The 19,742-nt window shown below is 64.4% G+C and carries 17 protein-coding genes; 13 read left to right on the forward strand and 4 right to left on the reverse strand.

All coding sequences use genetic code 11. From position 1 onward, the window contains the following. The first annotated feature begins 121 nt into the window (after nucleotides 1-121). The 3 genes from OTER_RS03045 (at nucleotide 122) to OTER_RS03055 (ending at nucleotide 2,979) form a co-directional block, all read left to right on the forward strand. The gene (locus OTER_RS03045; RefSeq protein ID WP_012373434.1) at nucleotides 122-1,120 is read left to right on the forward strand and encodes a dihydroorotate dehydrogenase-like protein; all 999 of its coding nucleotides are present in this window, start codon (nucleotides 122-124) and stop codon (nucleotides 1,118-1,120) included. A gap of 192 nt (nucleotides 1,121-1,312) precedes the next feature. Next, entirely contained in the window at nucleotides 1,313-2,029 is a 717-nt protein-coding gene (locus tag OTER_RS03050; RefSeq protein ID WP_148217986.1) for a response regulator transcription factor, read from the forward strand. 173 nt (nucleotides 2,030-2,202) lie between these two features. Continuing rightward, nucleotides 2,203-2,979 carry a response regulator transcription factor gene (locus OTER_RS03055; protein ID WP_148217987.1) on the forward strand — a complete coding sequence of 259 codons (777 nt, stop codon included), beginning with the start codon at nucleotides 2,203-2,205 and terminating at the stop codon, nucleotides 2,977-2,979. Here OTER_RS03055 and OTER_RS03060 read toward each other — a convergent pair. Next, the gene (locus tag OTER_RS03060; protein ID WP_148217988.1) at nucleotides 2,976-3,299 is read right to left on the reverse strand and encodes a hypothetical protein; all 324 of its coding nucleotides are present in this window, start codon (nucleotides 3,297-3,299) and stop codon (nucleotides 2,976-2,978) included. The two genes, OTER_RS03055 and OTER_RS03060, sit on opposite strands and share 4 nt — an antisense overlap. Nucleotides 3,300-3,422: 123 nt before the next feature. Between OTER_RS03060 and OTER_RS03065 the strand changes: the two genes are divergently transcribed. From OTER_RS03065 to OTER_RS03110, 10 genes are all read left to right on the forward strand, one after another. Then, nucleotides 3,423-4,619, forward strand: coding sequence for a hypothetical protein (locus OTER_RS03065; protein WP_202796017.1), 1,197 nt, complete (start codon nucleotides 3,423-3,425; stop codon nucleotides 4,617-4,619). Nucleotides 4,620-4,638: 19 nt separating this feature from the next. Continuing rightward, nucleotides 4,639-5,052, forward strand: coding sequence for a hypothetical protein (locus OTER_RS03070; protein ID WP_012373438.1), 414 nt, complete (start codon nucleotides 4,639-4,641; stop codon nucleotides 5,050-5,052). 81 nt (nucleotides 5,053-5,133) lie between these two features. After that, entirely contained in the window at nucleotides 5,134-6,777 is a 1,644-nt protein-coding gene (locus OTER_RS23575) for a methyl-accepting chemotaxis protein (protein ID WP_012373439.1), read from the forward strand. 296 nt (nucleotides 6,778-7,073) lie between these two features. Then, nucleotides 7,074-8,297, forward strand: a complete 1,224-nt coding sequence (locus tag OTER_RS03080; protein WP_012373440.1) for a hypothetical protein — start codon at nucleotides 7,074-7,076, stop codon at nucleotides 8,295-8,297. 19 nt (nucleotides 8,298-8,316) lie between these two features. After that, nucleotides 8,317-8,730, forward strand: a complete 414-nt coding sequence (locus OTER_RS03085; protein ID WP_012373441.1) for a hypothetical protein — start codon at nucleotides 8,317-8,319, stop codon at nucleotides 8,728-8,730. A gap of 276 nt (nucleotides 8,731-9,006) precedes the next feature. Then, nucleotides 9,007-10,677: a methyl-accepting chemotaxis protein gene (locus OTER_RS03090; RefSeq protein ID WP_052300281.1), complete on the forward strand. Its 1,671-nt coding sequence runs from the start codon at nucleotides 9,007-9,009 to the stop codon at nucleotides 10,675-10,677. Nucleotides 10,678-11,030: 353 nt separating this feature from the next. Beyond that, entirely contained in the window at nucleotides 11,031-11,417 is a 387-nt protein-coding gene (locus OTER_RS03095) for a hypothetical protein (RefSeq protein WP_237702432.1), read from the forward strand. A 32-nt stretch (nucleotides 11,418-11,449) separates the two neighbouring features. Then, nucleotides 11,450-12,673, forward strand: a complete 1,224-nt coding sequence (locus tag OTER_RS03100; RefSeq protein WP_012373444.1) for a porin — start codon at nucleotides 11,450-11,452, stop codon at nucleotides 12,671-12,673. 408 nt (nucleotides 12,674-13,081) lie between these two features. Beyond that, nucleotides 13,082-14,299, forward strand: a complete 1,218-nt coding sequence (locus tag OTER_RS03105) for a porin (protein WP_012373445.1) — start codon at nucleotides 13,082-13,084, stop codon at nucleotides 14,297-14,299. Between the two features lie 246 nt (nucleotides 14,300-14,545). Beyond that, nucleotides 14,546-16,618, forward strand: a complete 2,073-nt coding sequence (locus OTER_RS03110; RefSeq protein WP_044891526.1) for a S46 family peptidase — start codon at nucleotides 14,546-14,548, stop codon at nucleotides 16,616-16,618. 144 nt (nucleotides 16,619-16,762) lie between these two features. Here OTER_RS03110 and OTER_RS03115 read toward each other — a convergent pair whose 3' ends face one another. From OTER_RS03115 to OTER_RS03125, 3 genes are all read right to left on the reverse strand, one after another. Beyond that, nucleotides 16,763-17,485, reverse strand: coding sequence for an MBL fold metallo-hydrolase (locus tag OTER_RS03115; protein WP_158305347.1), 723 nt, complete (start codon nucleotides 17,483-17,485; stop codon nucleotides 16,763-16,765). Between the two features lie 109 nt (nucleotides 17,486-17,594). Continuing rightward, a complete protein-coding gene (locus OTER_RS03120) occupies nucleotides 17,595-19,022 on the reverse strand; it encodes an alanine/glycine:cation symporter family protein (RefSeq protein ID WP_012373448.1) in 1,428 nt (475 codons plus the stop codon). Nucleotides 19,023-19,200: 178 nt separating this feature from the next. Beyond that, nucleotides 19,201-19,470: a hypothetical protein gene (locus OTER_RS03125; RefSeq protein WP_012373449.1), complete on the reverse strand. Its 270-nt coding sequence runs from the start codon at nucleotides 19,468-19,470 to the stop codon at nucleotides 19,201-19,203. Between the last annotated feature and the right edge of the window lie 272 nt (nucleotides 19,471-19,742).

The raw sequence follows: 19,742 nt of genomic DNA on the forward strand, positions 1-19,742 counted from the left end.
TTTCCACCGGCGCCTCACCCGCGCTTGATCGGTCGGCCACTCCACGCCATGCTCGCGATCGCCGCGATCATCCATGGAGCTTGATTTGTCTCCCTCGGCGTCACGAACAACCTTTCTCACCATGCAACTCAACCTCGCGACGACCTACCTCGGACTCCCGCTGCGCAATCCACTCATCGTGGGGGCGTCTCCCTTCTCTGACGATCTCGAGGCCGCCCGGCAGCTGCAGGAAGCCGGTGCCGCCGCCCTCGTGATGCGCTCGCTCTTCGAGGAGCAGATCGACCTCGAACAGCGCGCGCTCAACCGCGATCTCGAGGCGCTGACCGAGAGCTTCGCCGAGGCGAGCTCGTTCTTCCCGGAATACGGCGAATACCAGCTCACGCCCGACCGTTATCTGCGCCAGATCGAGCTGCTCACCAGCGAGCTCGACATTCCCATCATCGCCTCGCTCAACGGCCGGCACCCCGGCGGCTGGCTCGACTACGCGCGCAAGTTCGAAGCCGCCGGCGCCGACGCGATCGAGCTCAATTTCTACCAACTCGTCACTGACCCGAAGGTCTCCGGCGACGAGATCGAGGACGAGTTGATCGAGACGCTCCGCAGCGTCGTCACGGCCGTCCGCATTCCCGTCGCGGTGAAGCTCTCTCCTTTTCACACCTCGTTGCCGCATTTCACCCAAGCCCTGCGCCAGGCGGGTGCCGCCGGACTCGTGCTGTTCAACCGGCTCTATCAACCCGACTTCGACGTCGACGCGCTCGAAGTGCAGCCCACGCTGCGGCTCTCCGATCCGGGCGAGTTGCTCCTGCGGTTGCGCTGGCTCGCGATCCTGTCGCCCAATCACCTGGGTTCGCTGGCGGCCAGTGGCGGCGTGCATTCGGGCACGGATGTCGCGAAAGCGGTGCTCGCCGGCGCCGATGCCGTGCAGATCGTGTCGGCGGTCCTTCGCCAGGGCCCGGCCGTGCTGAAGACGCTGCTGCAGGATTTTGAGACTTGGATGCGTACGCACGAGTACACGCATGTCGGCGAATTCCGCGGCGGACTCAACTTGCGGCACTGCCCCGATCCGGCGGCACTCGAGCGCGCAAACTATCAGCGCATTCTCCAGACGTGGAAGATCTGACCGCGGGCGAACCGTCGCCTGCTCCACGTTGGTGCTTGGTCGCCGGGTGCGTCCCGCGCGCCCGGTAATCGGTGCTCCGGTTGCTTGCGTTTGTCGCCCGAACGCTGTCTGCTCGGATCACCACCTGATCGCGACTCATTCCGCCGCTTGTTCTTCAAGCGCGTGCAGTCCACGCGGGCGTCGTATCGCATTGTGAATACCCTCGAACGCATTCTGATCGTTGACGATGATCCCATGGTCCGCGCCGTGGTCGGCTCCTGCCTGGTGCGCCAAGGCTACCGCGTGCTGGAAGCGGCCGACGGGGAACAGGCGATGGAGCGGATCGTGCGGGAGAAACCGGCGCTCGTCGTGCTCGACATCGAAATGCCGCGCGTCGGCGGGCTCGCCGTCCTGAGCCGGTTGCGCGAATCCGGCAATCTCACGCCCGTGCTGATCGTCTCGAGTCGCAGCCACGTGGATGATCGCGTGAACGGGCTCTCGTTGGGCGCGGACGATTATCTGACGAAGCCCTTCAACCAGGAGGAACTTCTGGCGCGGATTCGCGCGTTGCTCCGCCGCCAAGCAGCGACGGAAACGCCGATCCAGCGGCTGCAGTTCGGCGACGTCGAAGTGGCTTTGGACAAACGAACGGCGGTCTGCAAGGGCCGCACCACCCGGCTGTCGCGCACGGAGTGCGCGATCCTCGATCTGCTTGCGCGCTACGCGGGCACGCCGGTCAGTCGCGAGCGGCTGTTCGATCTCGTGTGGGGCTACACCTATTTGCCCGAAACGCGCACCCTCGACACGCACGTGTGGCGGCTGCGCAAAAAGATCGGGGACACGGGTGAGGAACCACGCTGGATCAAAAACGTGCCCGGCGTCGGCTATCAGCTCGATTGCAGCGAGCCAGCGGCACCGTCGAGCGTCTAGCCAGGCGCTGAGTAGGCTCACGGCCGGACCCGTTCACCCGGTTTGCACCTTCTGGAGGTGCATCTGCGCGCGCCGAATTTGTGACAGCTTCTTGACAGCGACGCGGCCCGATCGGGCCGATTGGCGGAGGCTTCCGACACGTGCGCCCACGGCTTCCAGTCCTTTCGGTTCCTTTGTCCGTCCCCGCCGCCGGCCCTGCCGGTACCAACCGCGCTCCGCGCCCACGGATTCTGCTCGTCTCCGACCGAGCGCCCAGGCCCGAGTCGCTCGCCGGACTGCTCGTGGAGAACGGCTATCTTGTATTCCATCTGCCGCTGGCCGCCGATCCGTTTCATCCGGTGCTCGGTGTGCGCCCCAGCCTGATCGTCAGCGAAATTCCCGCCACCTTCCGCGGGCGGGACTCCTGGCTTGGCCAGCTGCGGCGGTGCGGGATCAGGACGCCCATCCTGCTGGTGTCCCCCACCCATTCCACCGCAGACCGGATCCAGGGACTACAGCACGGCGCCGACGATTGTCTCGGGCAACCGTTTCATCCCGCCGAGTTGCTGGCGCGTGTGCAGGCCCTGCTTCGCCGCAGCACCGGTCCTCTTCCGCTGACTGCTTGGGTGCGCTTCGGACCAGTGGTCGTCGACCTGCGGCGGATGACCACCATCGATCCGCGTGGCCAAAGCCGGCTCTCCCGGATCGAGTGCGCCTTCCTGGACCTGCTGGTGCACGCCCGCGGCCGGGCCGTTTCGCGTGAAAGGTTGCTCCGCGCCATCTGGGGCAATGTGAACCCACCGGCCAGTCGATCCGTGGACACCCACGTCTGGCGGTTGCGCCGAAAGATCGGGGATACCGGCCACGAGCCACACTGGATCAAGAGCGTGCCCGGCGTGGGCTATCAGCTCGAATACACCGAGTGTCACATCTCGCCGTCTCTCCACGCGATTCACGAGCCAACGCGTTAGCCTACCGCCGCGATCATGCCACGGTGCGACCAGGCGCCGGCTCGCTGCAGACAGATGGAGAATCCGAACGGTACATACGGAAGCCAGCCTGGGCTTCCGCCCATCCGCGCCCGTCCTGCCATGTGCGCCACCGCGGCGCTCATGAAATTGCATCGCACCGTCGTTTTCACTGCACGCTGCGACAAGCGCCGGGCCTCCAATTCCGCGTGGCGATGCGCTTCTCCCGGCAGCCCGCTTTCCACCGCGGCTAGCGCCAGCGATTGACGGGAAATTTGTGACAACTTCGTGACTTCATGCACGTCGCCGATGGTTCGATACACCGCGCGAGCCTGATTGTGAAATACCCGGTTGCACGGTGCGCCCTCCGCGCATCGTCGGCCGGAATCCATCCACCTCTACTCAGTATGAACGCACGACACCTGACTACATGCCGCACGCTTGCCGTGCTTTTTGTTCTCGGCCTCAGCACCACCAACACGAGCCTCGCTGCCGTCACCTGGAAGAATATCCAGTTTGGCGGCTTCGCCAGCCAGGGTTTCCTGGTCAACACCGGCAACAACGATTACCTGGGTGACACCAGCGGAGGCACGTTCGATTTCCGCGAGTACGCGCTGAACGCCTCCTGGTCCAAGGGCAAGTTCCGCGTCGGCGCCCAGGGCTTCGGCCAGCGACTCGGCAATTACGGCGACGACAAGATCGTTCTCGACTGGGCCATCGTCGACTACCAAGCCACGCAATGGTTCGGCATCCGCGCCGGTCGCGTGAAAATGCCCCGCGGTCTCTACAACGAGGCGCTCGACGTCGACTCCGTTCGCCCCTTCGTCCTTCTGCCGCAGAGCGTCTACGACGCGCGGTTGCGTGACTTCAACTCGGCCATCAACGGCGGGATGATCTACGGCAACATCAACTTGCGCCGGTTTGGCAGCCTGGACTACAAGGCGTTCTACGGCGACATCCCGATGTCCACCGATTCGGGCGCCAACGACTACTTCAACAACGACGTGCCGTATCCGAACGTGAAGATCGGCATGGACGCCGTTTACGGGGGCAGCCTTTTCTGGAACACCCCCAAGTCCGGCCTGCGCGTCGGCTACTCCTACAGCGCGTTCCAGGATTTTGGCGCCGATCGGTTCCTCACGATGGATATCCCGCCCTACGGGCTCATCCAGTTCATCATGTATCGTAACACCGATCGCTACGACCGGCATCTGCTCTCCGCAGAGTATGCCACGGGCGACTGGACCTTTGCCGCGGAAATCGGCCAGGAGGAAGCTGACTTCCTCATCGGCATCCCGGCCGAGGTACCGACCGGCATCCTCGCGGTCGACAATATCTACGGCTATCTCTCCGCCACGCGCCGGATCAACGACCGGCTCGAGATCGGCGCCTACTACAGCTACACGAAAGAACAGCAGACGAGCGTGAACATCGTGGACGGGTTGATCTTCCCGGATCTGATCCAGCACGACTTCGCCATCAGCGCCAAATACGATATCAACGAGCGCTGGCTCGTGAAGGTCGAGGGACACTACCTCGACGGCGCAGGCAAGATCTTCGACACGCCCTCGTGGCCGCAGCCGCTCGCGAAGCGGGACGAGTCCTGGTTCCTCCTCGCCGCCAAAGCGACGTTCTCCTTCTGACCTCAACGCCTCGCCTACCATGAAACGCTTGTTGCATACTCTCTTCGTGGCTGCCGGTGCGTTGGCGCTTGCGGCGGCCGCCCATGCCGCCCCCGTGCTCGCCGGCCACTCTGGCCTGAACGGCCAAAATCTTGACGCCGAAGCCGCCAAATCCGTCCTCCTCGGCAAACGCGTCACCATCGGCAACGCGCGCGTGGTCATCGTCATCGCCAAGGCCAGCGCCGCGCAGGACGCCTTCCTGCAATCGCACGTGGGTATGAACACGAGCCAGTTCCAGAACCACTGGCGCCGGCTGTTCATGACCGGTGGCGGTTCGGCCCCGAAGATCGTCGAGACCGAAGCCGAAGCCTGCAAGACCGCCGCCGAGACGCCGGGCGCCGTCGTCGTGGCCGATTCGGCCGCGGCCGCCGGCCTGGCCGTCCTCGCAAACTGATCCTCCCAACCTCCGGGCCTCGCGCCTCCACCCCCCATGAACCTGTTCCGTTCGATTCGAAGTTTTAGTTTCCGTCAAACGATGGTGACCGTCACGACGTGCTTCGCGCTCGTGGCGGTCGGTGTCGCCCTGCTCGCGGTGGTCTCCGCCAGCTTCACCCGCCAAGGCACCCGGCAAACCAATACGCTCACGAATCAGTTCCTGCCCGGACTGGTCACCCTGGCCAAGCTCGAGCACGCCGCGCTGAACTTCAAAAGCATCACGCTCCAGTTCGCCCTCGCGCGCGACGAAGCGGCGATGAACGCCCAGAAGACGGCGTTCGATTCCGAGTCACAGGCCGTCAACCAGAGCCTGGCCCAGCTCAAGGTGCTCGCCAACGACGCGGACAGCGGGACGCTGATCGAGAGCCTCGACCAGGCGATCGGGGCCTACAGCACCGCGGCGGCGAAATTCCAGACCGAGCTGCGCGCGGGCGATTTCGAAAAAGCCATGGCCACGCTCGATCAGCAGGTGGGTTCGGCTCAGAAGGAGCTCGAAGCCAAGTTGAGCGCCGTCAGCCAGCGGTTCTTCCAGCTCTCGCAGGGCGCCGGAGCCGCCACGGCGACGACCATCGCCAAGACCGACCGTGTCAGCACGCTCGGCTCGACCGTGCTGGGCGCGATCACGCTCGTCTGCCTCGCGGTCGCCCTCCTCGCCACCCTCGGCATTTCGCGTCGGCTCAAGGATACCAACCGCGCCCTGGCCAACTCCACGGGCATCGTGCAGGACAACGCCTCACTGGTCGCCACGTCCAGCCAGTCGCTCGCCGAAGGCTCCAGCACGCAGGCCGCCTCGCTCGAGGAAACCAGTTCTTCGCTCGAGGAGCTCAACAGCATGACCAAGCGCAACGCCGAGAGCGCCCAGAAGGCCAAGGAAGCCGCCGGTCAGGCCCGCGTTTCCGCCGACACCGGCGCCGAGCACATGCAGCAGATGAATTCGGCGATGCATGCCATCAAGGCCTCCTCCGACGACATCGCCAAAATCATCAAGACGATCGACGAGATCGCGTTCCAGACGAACATCCTCGCGCTCAACGCCGCCGTCGAAGCCGCCCGCGCCGGCGAGGCCGGCATGGGCTTCGCCGTCGTCGCCGAGGAAGTCCGCGCGCTCGCCCAGCGCTCCGCCACGGCGGCCAAGGAGACCGCCGCGAAAATTGAGGACTCCGTCAATAAGAGCCAGCAGGGCGCACAGATCAGCGGCGAAGTCTCCAAAAGCTTCGAAACGATCCAGCAGCAGATCCGCAATCTCGACCAACTCGTCGGCGAAATCGCCACGGCCTCGCACGAACAGAACCAAGGCATTGGCCAGGTGACGGCTGCCGTCACGCAGATGGACGAGATCACGCAGCAGAACGCCGGCAACGCCGAGGAGACCGCCGCGGCCTCTCAGGAGCTGAACAACCAGGCGTCGATCCTCAGCCAAGCCGTGGACAGCCTCCACGCCCTCATGGGCAATCATCGACAGCAGACGTCGGTGCAGACTCCAAATCTCGCCTACGCACGGTCCGAGTCTCCTGCCCGCAGCGCCGCAGCCGCGCGCAAGACTCCGCCGACAGCCGTGAAATCCAACGGCGTCACGTTGCGCCAGCCGGAGCTGCATCGTCACGCGGCTCAGGTCAACGGCACGGCGGCGTCCAACGCCGAAAGCAACGGCCACGAGCACGACAAGTTTTTCCGCAATACCTGACGAACCCGGCTACAGTGGCACTCCGCCACGCGTGGTCGACCCGTTGCTGTGTTTCACTTTGGGGTATAAGGTGGGGCCCGGTGCATGTTGCGACGTGCACCGGGCCATTTTTTTCGGCGGGGGAGGTCTGCGTCGACCGCACTTCTGGCGCCAAACACCAGCAACAAAGTTTGTGACAACTTTGTGACAGCACCGACGGCGGGCTCTCGTCGATTCTGTATCGAGTAGCGATTCCGCTTCCTCCGGTTGTTTGGCGTTCCACCACCGCCCACCGGCTCTGACTCACCTTTACCCGTATGAAACTACGCTTCGTTAGTTCACGGAGCACCCGTGGGGTGCTCTCTGCTCTCGCATTCGCGCTTGGCTTTGCCGGCACGAGCTCCGCTGCCGTCACATGGCAGGACATTCAGTTTGGAGGTTTTGCGAGCCAAGGATATCTGCTCTCTTCGGCCAACGACTACTTGGGCGAAACGAGCGATGGGACCTTTGATTTTCGCGAATATGCCCTCAACGCCTCCTGGGCGAAGGGCAAGTTCCGCATCGGCGCGCAGGCGTTTGGCCAGAAGCTCGGCCAGTATGGCGAAGACCGGATCAAGCTCGATTGGGCGACCATCGATTATCAACCCGCGCAGTGGCTCGGCTTCCGCGCGGGTCGCGTGAAGATGCCCCGCGGGCTCTACAACGAGGCGCTCGATCTCGATTCGGTCCGGCCGTTCGTCCTCCTGCCGCAGAGCGTCTACGACGCGCGGTTGCGCGACTTCAACGCCGCGTTCAACGGCGCTATGATCTTCGGCAACATCAGCCTGCGCCAGGCAGGCAGCGTCGACTACCGGCTCTTCTATGGCGACATCCCGATGTCGACGAGCTCGGGCGCCAGCGACTACTTCAACAACGACCAGCCGTTTCCGAACACGAGCATCGGCATGGACGCCGTCTATGGCGGCAGCGTCTTCTGGAACACGCCGGCGACCGGTCTGCGCGTGGGCTACTCCTACAGCACGTTCGAGAATTTTGGCGTCGATCGCATCGCCTATTACGGCGGCATGACCATTCCGCTTCAGAAACTGACCTCGAATCATCATCGGCATCTGCTGTCCGCCGAATACACCTACGGCGATTGGATCTTCGCCGCCGAGGCGGGCTGGGAAAACGCCCACTCCGTAATTCTGATGGCCGGCCAGCCCTCGGGCTCCGTCGCGGATTTCGACAGTGATTATTATTATGTTTCCGTAGCCCGCCGTGTCCATGCCCGCGTCGAACTCGGCGCCTACGTGAGCCATTCACATGATGCCACGGTGCTAATTCCCGCGCAGGCGGGGCTCTCCCTGCCTCCGCTCTCGCAGACCGATTACGCCGTCAGCGCCAAGTTTGATCTCAATGAGCATCTGATCTTCAAACTCGAGGGCCACTACCTCGACGGCTCCGGCAAGCTGTTCGACACGCCGGCCCACCCGCAGCCGTTCGTCCAGCGCGACAACTCCTGGACCATGGTCGCCGCCAAGATGACCCTGTCGTTCTAATCCGCCCCCGCTTACTCCCATGAAGTCATTCCTTCTGCGCATTCTTCCGGTCGCGATAGCCGTCGCGTTGGGTTCAGCGCTGCACGGCGCGCCGGTGTTGGCCGGTCACTCCGGCCTCAACGGCCAGAGCCTCGACGCCGAGGGCGCCAAGTCGGTCCTCCTCGGCAAGCGTGTCACCATCGGCGACGCCCGCGTCGTGATCGTCATCGCCAAGGCCAGCGCCGCTCAGGACGCCTTCCTCCAGTCACACGTGGGCATGAACACCAGCCAGTTTCAGAACCACTGGCGCCGGCTGTTCATGACCGGCGGCGGCTCCGCGCCCAAGATCGTCGAAACCGAAGCCGACGCCTGCAAGGCCGCCGCCGAGACACCGGGCGCCGTCGTCGTGGCCGATGCGGCCGCGGCCACCGGCCTCGCCGTCCTCGCCAACTGAGCTGTCACCCCGCAACCGCCCGGCTCCCGTCACGATCGGGCGCCGGGCTCGCCCACAGGCAAGCGGCTGCACTGTGTCGCAGTTCTTTCCGCGCACGCGGAATGGGCAACTTCGTGACTGCGCCCGCGCCGCCCGCAGCCGATAGGGCCGCCCCCTGGCCGAATCACTTTTCTGTTCACCAGCAAATCACCTTCCTGCGCCTCCCACCTGCCACCTCGCTCGCCGTCCTCGTCAACTGATCCCCAACTCCCGGGCGATGCGCCCCCGCCTCCTCCCATGAACCCGTTTCGCTCGATTCGAAGTTTTAGTTTCCGTCAAACGATGGTGACCGTCACGACCTGCTTCGCGCTTGTGGCGGTCGGTGTCGCCGCGCTGGCGCTGGTCTCGTCCAGCTTCACGCGCCAGGGCACCCGTCAGACCAATACGCTGACGAACCAGTTCCTGCCCGGCCTGGTCACCCTCGCCAAGCTCGAGCACGCGGCGCTGAACTTCAAGAGCATCACCCTGCAGTTTGCCCTTGCGCGCGACGAAGCGGCGATGAACGCCCAGAAAACGGCGTTCGATGCCGAGTCGCAAGCCGTCAGCCAGAGCCTGGCGCAGCTCAAGGTGCTCGCCGACGATGCCGACAGCCAGGCCGTCATCGACAGCTTGGAGCAGGCGGTCGCCGCCTACAGCAAGGCCGCCGGCAAGTTCCAGACCGAGCTGCGCGCCGGCGACTTCGAGAAGGCGATGGCCACGCTCGACCAGCAGGTGGGCGCCGCGCAGAAGGATCTCGAGGCGCGCCTCGATGCTGTCAGCCAGCACTTGTTCCAGCTCTCGCAGGGCGCCGGCGCCGCCACGGCCGCGATCATCGCCAAGACCGACCGCGTCAGCACGCTAGGCTCGACCGCACTGGGCGCGATCACCCTGGTCTGCCTCGCGGTCGCGCTCGTCGCCACGCTGGGCATCTCCCGCCGGTTGCGGGAGACGAACCGCGCCCTCGCCAACTCCACCGGCATCGTGCAGGACAACGCTTCCCTCGTCGCCACCTCCAGCCAGTCGCTCGCCGAAGGCTCCAGCACGCAGGCCGCCTCGCTCGAGGAAACCAGTTCCTCACTCGAGGAGCTCAACAGCATGACCAAGCGCAACGCCGAGAGCGCCCAGAAGGCCAAGGAAGCCGCCGGTCAGGCCCGCGTTTCCGCCGACACCGGCGCCGAGCACATGCAGCAGATGAATTCGGCGATGCATGCCATCAAGGCCTCCTCCGACGACATCGCCAAAATCATCAAGACGATCGACGAGATCGCGTTCCAGACGAACATCCTCGCGCTCAACGCCGCCGTCGAAGCCGCCCGCGCCGGCGAGGCCGGCATGGGCTTCGCCGTCGTCGCCGAGGAAGTCCGCGCGCTCGCCCAGCGCTCCGCCACGGCGGCCAAGGAGACCGCCGCGAAAATTGAGGACTCCGTCAATAAGAGCCAACAGGGCGCACAGATCAGCGGCGAAGTCTCCAAAAGCTTCGAAACGATCCAGCAGCAGATCCGCAATCTCGACCAACTCGTCGGCGAAATCGCCACGGCCTCGCACGAACAGAACCAAGGCATTGGCCAAGTGACGGCTGCCGTCGCGCAGATGGACGAGATCACGCAGCAGAACGCCGGCAACGCCGAGGAGACCGCCGCCGCCTCCCAGGAACTCAACAACCAGGCGTCGATCCTTAGCCAGGCGGTCGACAGCCTGCACGCGCTGATGGACAACCATCGCCAGCACACGTCGGTGGAGACTCCCACTCTCGCCCACGCTCGGCCGGAGACTCCCGCGCGCAAGAGTCCGCCAGCAGCAAAGAAAACCAACGGCGTCACGTTGCGCCAGCCGGAGCTGCATCGTCACGCGGCTCAGGTCAACGGCACGGCGGCGTCCAACGCCGAAAGCAACGACCACGAGCACGACAAGTTTTTCCGCAATACCTGACGCGCCTAGCCGCGGCGGCCACTCCGCCGCTCGCGGCCGGTCCGTGTCGGCGTTTCACTTTGGGGTATAAGGTGGGGCCCGGTGCATGTTGCGACGTGCACCGGGCCGTTTTTTTCGGGAGGAAGAACCGCTTGGTGGGTGCTCTTCCCCGTGCATCACCGGCAGTGCGTCTGGTGCCGGTGACTGACGTAGAAATGTGACAACTTCGTGACAGGACGATCGGTTGCCTGCGGTCGATACACCTAATGCGACTGAGTATTTCACTCGATGCTACGTCAGCCCGCACATGAACCGGACTGACCGGAGAAGGAGAACGCACCTACACCATGACAAAATCGCTCCCGCGAATTCTCGTGCTCGTCGCCGGCTTGATCGCCGGTGCCGCGCTTCACGCCGCCCCTGTGCTCGCCGGCCATGCCGGTCTGAACGGACAAAGCCTTGATGCCGAGGCCGCCAAATCCGTGCTCCTCGGCAAACGCATCACCATCGCGGACACGCGCGTGGTGATCGTCATCGCCAAAGCGAGCGCGGCCCAGGACACGTTCCTGCAATCGCGCCTCGGAATGAACACCAGCCAGTTTCAGAACCACTGGCGGCGGCTGTTCATGACCGGTGGCGGCTCGGCGCCCAAGATCGTTGAGACCGAAACCGACGCCTGCAAGGTCGCCGCCGAAACGCCCGGCGCCGTGGTCATCGCCGAGGCCGCAGCAGCGACCGGACTCGCCGTCCTCGCCAACTGACCCGCCCAGGAACGCAACCTTTTCGACCTCTTATGCTAACTCGTCGTCTTCCCTCCCCTCCGCTGTCATTCTTTGGCGGTCGCACCGTTGCGCTCGCCGCGCTCGCCATGGCCAGCGCGGTCAGCTGCGCCGCCAGCGTCACCTGGAAAAACATCCAGTTTGGCGGCTTCGCCAGCCAAGGCTGGCTTTACAGTTCCGACAACAACCTACCCACGACGAACAAGGGTGGCACCTGGGACTTCCGTGAGATCGGGCTCAATGCCTCCACGACGCTCGGCTCGCGGCTCCGGGTCGGCGCCCAGGCTTTCGCGCAGAGTCTTGGCGAGATCGGTGAGGACAAGGTTTTGCTCGATTGGGCCATCGTAGACTACAGTTTCCACCCGGCCTTCGGACTGCGGGCCGGCCGGATCAAATATCCCAAGGGTCTCTACGGCGAGGCGCTCGACCTCGACGCGCTCCGGCCGTTCGTGTTTTTGCCCATGGCCGTCTACAACCCCGTGCTGCGCGATTTCAACGCGTCGTTCGACGGCGGCATGGTTTACGGCTCGGTGCCGGTGCGCGGCGGTTCGCTCGACTACAAGCTCTTTGCCGGCCGGATTCCGATGTCGCCCGAAAAGGGGGTCGCTGAGTTCGTCAACAACGAGGGTTTCATCGTGGCCCCCGGCGTGCGCGATCTGGAGATGGATTCCGTCCTGGGTGGCCAGCTCACATGGACTCCCCCGGTCGACGGCTTGAAGTTCGTCTACTCGTATTCTGAATTCAGAGAATTCGTCGGCGCTGGCCCCTTCGTGTACTATCCGGCGGTCGACTTTGTCTTGGGGCTCGACCGGCTCCGCTGGCACACGGTCTCCGCGGAATACACCTGGAAAAACTGGGTGTTCGCCTCGGAGTGGCAGCGTGCCACCGGGCATGTGGGCTACTCGGCCCAACCGCTGCTGCCCTACACCGTCGACCCCTTCGGCTGGGACGGCTGGTATGTGTCCGCCGCCTGCCGGGTGCACCCCAAGCTCGAGCTTGGCACCTACTACGGGTCGCTGAAAAACAAGGGAAACAACGTCGAAGCAAGACCAGACGACCAGCACGATCTTGCCGTGAGTGCACGCTACGATCTCAACGACCACGTGCTGTTCAAACTCGAGGCGCATTATGTCGACGGTGGGTACCAGACGTTCAACACGCCACGGATTCCCAATCCCCCGGCCACGCTCTCAGACGACAACGTGATCGTAGCGTTCAAGACGACGTTCGTGTTCTGATCCGCTTCCCTGGCGCACACGCCGGCACGTGATGGGGCTCGCTCCCGTCGCGGCAAGCAGGCGAAGCGCGGCAGACCGCGTCACTTTCAGGGTAACAATAAGGTGGAACCCGGTGCATGTTGCGACGTGCACCGGGTTTTTTTTGGCCTTCCGCACTCAGCACTGACGCGTTCCCGTTGCGGCGGATTCGTTGCCGTGCAGGCGCAATCCTGCCGATGCGTCTGAGCTATCCCTCGGACTGTTGTGACAACTTTGTGACTACGGCTCCGCTTCAGGCGCGACGATTTCGTGCCTTGGGGAAACCCCGGCCGGCGGCCGCGATTCACCACGCGTTGATTCCTCTTCCATCCTCTACACCTCCACTTCGCTTCCACAGGGCTCCGCTCCCCATCTTCACACTTTGATTTTATGCCTGCTCGCTGTCTCAAGATCCACCTGTCCATTCGCGGCGGCCGAGTCATCGCTCTCGCCCTTCTCGGGCTTGTGACCGCGGCGACGGCCGCGGCCAGCATCACCTGGAAGAACATCCAGTTGGGCGGCTTCGCCAGTCAGGGCTGGCTCTACAGCTCCGACAACAACCTGCCCACGACGAACAAGGGCGGCACCTGGGACTTCCGTGAACTTGGGTTCAACGCTTCCACGACGCTTGGCGCCCGACTGCGGATCGGAGCCCAGGCTTTCGCCCAGCGCTTCGGGGAGATTGGCGAGGACAAGGTCCTGCTCGATTGGGCCATCGTCGACTACAGTTTCCATCCCACCCTCGGGCTGCGCGCCGGCCGGATCAAGTATCCCAAGGGTCTTTACGGCGAAGCGCTCGATCTCGACGCGCTCCGGCCCTTCGTGTTCCTGCCGATGGCCGTCTATAACCCGGTGCTGCGCGATTTCAATGCGTCGTTCGACGGCGGCATGGCCTACGGCTCACTACCGATCCGCGGCGGCTCGCTCGACTACAAGCTCTTTGCCGGCCGGATTCCGATGTCGGCCGAGAAAGGGGTGGCCGAGTTCGTCAACGACGAAGGCCGTATGGTCGCGCCCGGCGTGCGCGATCTGGACATGGAATCCGTCTTGGGGGGCCAGCTCACCTGGAACACCCCCGTCGATGGTTTGAAGTTCGTCTATTCGTATTCCGAATTCAGAGACTTCACCGGCAAGGGCCCGTTCGTCTTCTACCCGGCGGTCGATTTCGACCTCGGGTTCGACCAGCTCCGCTGGCACACCCTCTCTGCGGAATACACCTGGAAGAACTGGGTGTTCGCCTCGGAATGGCAGCGCAGCACCGGCGACGTGAAATTCTCGGCCAAACCCATCTTGGCCGAAGCCGTCAGCGACTTCGGTTGGGACGGCTGGTATGTGTCAGCCGCTTGTCGTGTACATCCCAAAGTCGAACTGGGCACCTATTACGGTTCGCTGAAGAACTCGGCACCCAACCCGGGAAGATCACCGGACCAGCGCGACCTCGCCGTCAGCGCTCGCTACGATCTCAACGACCACGTGCTGTTCAAACTCGAGGTCCATTACGTCGACGGCACCTATCAGACATTCGACACGCCGCGCATTCCCAATCCGCCGGCCACGCTTTCAGACGACAACGTGATCGTCGCGGTCAAGACGACGTTCATGTTCTGATCCGCTTCGCTGGCGCACACGCCAGCCCGCAAACGCGTTCGCTCTCGTCGCGGGAGGCGGGCAAAACGCGACATGCCGCGTCCCTTTCAGGGTAAATAAGGTGGAGCCCGGTGCGCGTTGCGACGTGCACCGGGTTTTTTTCACCGGAGCTCTTCCGCCGTACGGCAGGCCTCGGCGCCGTGTTTCGTGGCCGGCCGCTTCGCGCTGGCGCCCGGGGCGATTTCTGGCACGTTGAGCGCCTTCCTTATGTTCCGCTCCTCCCTCGCGTTTCTCGCCGTTTTCTCCTGCGCCACGATTTCCGCGCATGCCGATGAGGGCATGTGGCTCTACTCCGCGCCACCGCGCGAACAGATCAAGGCCACCTATGGTTTCGAACTGACCGACGCCTGGCTCGAACACCTCATGAAAGCCTCCGTCCGCTTCAACAGCGGCGGCTCGGGCTCGTTCGTCAGCGGCGACGGTCTCGTCATCACCAACCATCACGTCGGCGCCGATTCGCTCCAGAAAATGGGCACGGCGGAAAAGAACTACTTGCGTGACGGGTTCTACGCGCAGACGCCCGCCGACGAGGTCAAATGCAACGACCTCGAGCTGAACGTGCTTCAGTCCATCGAGGATGTCACCGCGCGCGTCAACGCCGCGATCCCCGTCGGCGCCACCGGCGAGGCCGCTGCGCTCGCGCGGCGCAAGATCACCGCCGAGATCGAGAAGGAATCACGCGAGAAAACCGGGCTGCGCAGCGACGTCGTCACACTCTACCAGGGTGGGCAGTATCACCTCTACCGGTTCAAGCGCTACACGGATATCCGGCTCGTGTTTGCGCCGGAGATGCAGGCGGCGTTCTACGGTGGCGATCCCGACAATTTCGAGTATCCCCGCTACTGCCTCGATGTCTGCCTGTTCCGCGTCTACGAGAATGGCCAGCCGGTGAAGCCCGAGCATTATCTGAAGTGGTCGGAACGCGGCGCGCAGGATGGCGAACTGACTTTCGTCTCCGGACATCCCGGCCGCACGAGCCGGCTGCTCACGACTCCCGAGCTCGAGTATCTGCGCGATGTGAGTTTCCCCGCCACGCTCGATCTGTTGAAGCGCCGTGAAGTGCTGCTCACGGCGTGGAGCGGTCGCAGCCAGGAAAACGCGCGCCGCGCGCGTGACGACCTGTTCTCGCTCCAGAACTCGCGCAAGGTGCGCGACGGCGGCCAGGCCGCGCTGCAGGACCCGACCTTCATGGGCGAAAAGATCGCCAAGGAAAAATCCTTCAAACACCAGCTGGCCGACCAACCGGAAGGCAAGGAAGCGCTGGCGGCGTTCGATCGAATCGCTGACGCGCAAAAGGCGATTCGCGCGGTCGCCCAACGCTACCGGCTGCTCGAAAGCGGCCTCGGGTTGAATGCGGAGTCGTTCCGGATCGCGCGCGAACTGCTGCGCGCCGGCGACGAACACCCGAAGCCGAACGGCGAACGGCTGAAGGAGTTTACCGATGCGCGCCGCGAATCCTTCGAACTCGAGCTGTTCTCCGACAAACCGATCTACGCAGACTACGAAATCCTTACGCTCGCCGATTCGCTGACCGATCTCGTCGAGCAACTCGGCTACCACGATCCGCTCGTGCAGCGCGTCCTCGCTGGCAAATCGCCGCGCGCCCGCGCCGCCGAGCTGATCAACGACACCCAGGTACGCGACGTCGCCTTCCGCAAGCAGCTCTACGAGGGCGGCGCGACGGCGGTCACCGCGGCCAAGGATCCGATGATCGAACTCGCGCGGCTCGTTGATCCCGAGGCGCGCACGTTGCGCAAGACCGTCGAGGCGCAGGATGAGATCAAACAGCAGGCGCAGGCCGCCATCGGCAGAGCGCGTTTCGCGGTCGAGGGCACCGCCAACTATCCGGACGCCACGTTCACGCTGCGACTCAGCTACGGCGCCGTGAAAGGCTATGAGGAAAACGGCCAGCACGTGCCGGCAATGACCAACTTTGCCGGACTCTACGCGCGCAGCGCAGAGCAAAACAACCAGCCGCCCTTCGACCTGCCGCCACGCTGGGTGGCGCGCAAGGCGGCCCTCGATCTCACCACGCCGTTCAACTTCGTCAGCACCGCGGACATCATCGGCGGCAACTCCGGCAGCCCCGTGGTCAACCGTGCGGGCGAGTTCGTCGGCATCATTTTCGACGGCAACATCTACTCACTCGTCGCGGACTTCGGTTACGAGGACAAGCTCTCGCGCGCGTTGAGCGTGCACAGCGCCGGCATCCTCGAAGCGCTGCGCAAAATCTACGAAGTCCCCGCCCTCGCAGACGAATTGGTGAAGGGCCACCGCTGACTTGCTTGGGCGCGCGGGCGTACTGCCCGCTCGTTTTCAGGGCGCCGCTCGTCGGCGCCCTTTTTTCTTGGCACGGCTCGGCTCTCCACCGCGAGCCGCTCGCCGTTGGCCCCATCGCGGGATCAACCCGCTCTTACGCATTCGCTACACGGTGCTCACTCTTCTCCGCCGTTCGATTTCTTCACACAGTTCCTCGAATCGCCGTCGCAGCCGGGTCGCGTTCGACACATCGTAGTGTCCCGGCACGATCCAACGCGCGCCGATCGCCCGCGCCTTGCGCAGACTGGCCAGCCGCAACTCCGGCGCATCGGAAAAGATCTTCGGCGAGACCTGCGTGCGCATCATGAATCGCACCCACAGATCGCCCGTGAACAGCAGGTCATGTCGCGGCGAGTAGAACCCGCAGTGGCCCACCGTGTGGCCCGGCAGATGCACGACCCAAAGTCCGCCCCAAAGCGGCAACTCGTCACCGTTCGCGATCGGCACGTCGATCTTCACCGGCCGATAGTGCGTGATCGCCCGGCCGATTGCCTCCAGCCGTCCGCAAACACGCGCTGCTCCACGATACGGGAAAACGCCGTCGAGGTGCGGCTGCTCCGCCGGATGGGCGTAAACCGGCGCCCCGGTCCATGCTTTCAGAGCGGCGGCGTTGCCCGCGTGATCGATGTGCCCATGCGTCAGGATGATTGCGCGCACATCGCGTGGACCGACGTCCGCCCGCCGCATCACTCGCCGCACCTGCCCGAGATCAACTGGGAACCCCGTGTCGAGCAGCACCGCTCCGTCCGAATCCACGAGCAGCTGCGCCACACTCATCACCCCGCGAATCGGCCACAAATCCTCCGGCCAGTCACGCTGTCGGCTCATTGCTTCCAGACAGACACAGCCGCTGCCCAGCCTCAAGTCCGTGTCGGGTGATTCCGCGAGGCCTGGCGCGACGCCCGTCCGCCGTGGCAGCGGCCTCATCGCCGCCGATTCAATCACGCCACAGCTCCGCGTTGTCCACGCCGGCGGTCTTCGCGATGTAGCTCGGCTCGGCGACGCCGGCCCGGCGCTGCGCTTCGTAGTCGCGCAGGCACGCGATCGCCGGCTTCGCCAGCAGCAGGATCGCGATCAGATTGAGCCAGGCCATCAGCCCGACGCCCACGTCGCCCATCGCCCACGCCACGTCCGCGTGCCGCAATGTGCCGTAGAACGTCACGCCTACGAACACCAGCCGGAGCGCCAGAAAAAGTTTCGGGCTGGACTTGCTGCGACGCAGGTACGCGAGGTTCGTTTCCGCGTAGTAGTAGTACGCCATCAGCGTCGTGAACGCGAAAAAGAACAGCGCGACCGCCACGAACGCGCTCCCGAAACCCGAGACCACGGTGTCCACCGCCGCCTGCGTGTAGCCCGGCCCCGCCGTCTCTCCCGGCAGCCCCTCGCGCAGAAAACCGCCCGCCGGATTCACGACGTTGTACTTGCCCGTGAGCAAGACCATGAACGCCGTCGAGCTGCACACGAGCCAGGTGTCCACGTACACCGAAAACGCCTGCACGAGCCCCTGCACGGCCGGGTGTTTGACCTCGGCGGCCGCCGCGGCCATCGGCGTGCTGCCCTGCCCGGCCTCGTTCGAATAAATCCCCCGCTTCACGCCCCAGGAAATCGCCAGTCCGACCACGCCGCCAAACGCCGCATCGGCCCCGAACGCACTGCGGAAAATCAGCGCGAATATCGCCGGCACCTCGCGCCAATGCAACGCCACCACGACCACCGCCATGCCCACATAACCGACCGCCATGATCGGCACGAAGGCCTCCGCCGCCCGGCTGATCCGTTTCACCCCGCCGAAAATGATCAACGCGATCAGCCCCGCGACGATCATCGCGCTCGCGAGCAACGGCAGACCAAACGCATTGCGCATCGCCTCGCCGATCGCGTTGGACTGCACACCCGGCATGAAAAAGCCCGTGGCCACCGTCGTCGAAACCGCGAACACGACCGCATACCACTTCACCTTCAAGCCGCGCTCGATGTAGTACGCCGGCCCCCCGCGGTACTGCCCGTTGATCTCCTCCTTGTAGATCTGCGCGAGCGTCGCCTCCACGAAGGCCGAGCCAGCGCCAAGGAACGCGATCGCCCACATCCAGAAGATCGCCCCCGGTCCGCCCATCGCGATCGCCGTCGCCACGCCGGCGATATTGCCGATGCCCACCCGGCCGGAGATCGCCAGCGCGAACGCCTGATATGAAGAGATGCCCCGCGCGGACGCTTCGCTGCGAAACAGCAGTTTGAACATATCACGCACATGCCGCACCTGTAGGAACCGTGTCCGGACGGAAAAGTAGAGCCCGGCCCCCAGACACAAGACAATGAGCGCCGGACTCCAGATCAGATCGTTGAGGAAATTGACAAAGCGGTCCACGGTCGGGCGGGGTGCCGCAACAGAGCCAGAGCCTCAGCCGGTCGCAACCAAGAACGTACGCGCGACTCGATACAACCAGCGCCCAGCGCTGCAACGCGAAGACCGTGGATCCGCGGGCCCACGCTCATCGAATCGTCCCGCGAATCAAGGGCGCCGTCGATGACCCGCCGCCGCACGTTCAGCGATTTTTCACCCAGGTGATCGCCACGAAAACCAGCAGGGCCATGCCTGCGAGCACCCAGCCTGTCGCGCGGCGCGACACGGCGCGCAGCCGCTGCTCTGCCTCGTCTGGCAACAGCCGGCCGTCCTTCAGTGCTTCCTCGATGTCGGCGACGTGAGCCGGTCGGTTCCACTGGAGCCACACGCCCGCCAGCGTCATGAGCAACGCGGCCAGGCCGACCGCTTCCAGTGAGCTTCCTGACAGCAGATGAGCGACGATCGCTTTCACGAGGAATAGTGCGAAATTCGTCCGCCAAACGGGTCAACCGGTCTGCGGCGCTTGATGGCCCAGGTCATAGGAAGCTGCGGGTCCGCGCGTGCGGCCGAAGCGCGCGAACGGGAAGAGCGAGACGGGTGGCGACGGCCGCACCGGGCCGAATAGGGAGGGTCATTGGCTCGCGAGCTTTATGACATCTCAACCGTCAGTGTACATTTCTTTTCAGTGGCCGCTCGCCGATCCGGCGCGGCGTAGTTTCCGGCGAATCCGCGGCCGGGCGCCTA

The sequence above is a fragment of the Opitutus terrae PB90-1 genome (genome assembly GCF_000019965.1).
GTDB lineage: Bacteria > Verrucomicrobiota > Verrucomicrobiia > Opitutales > Opitutaceae > Opitutus > Opitutus terrae.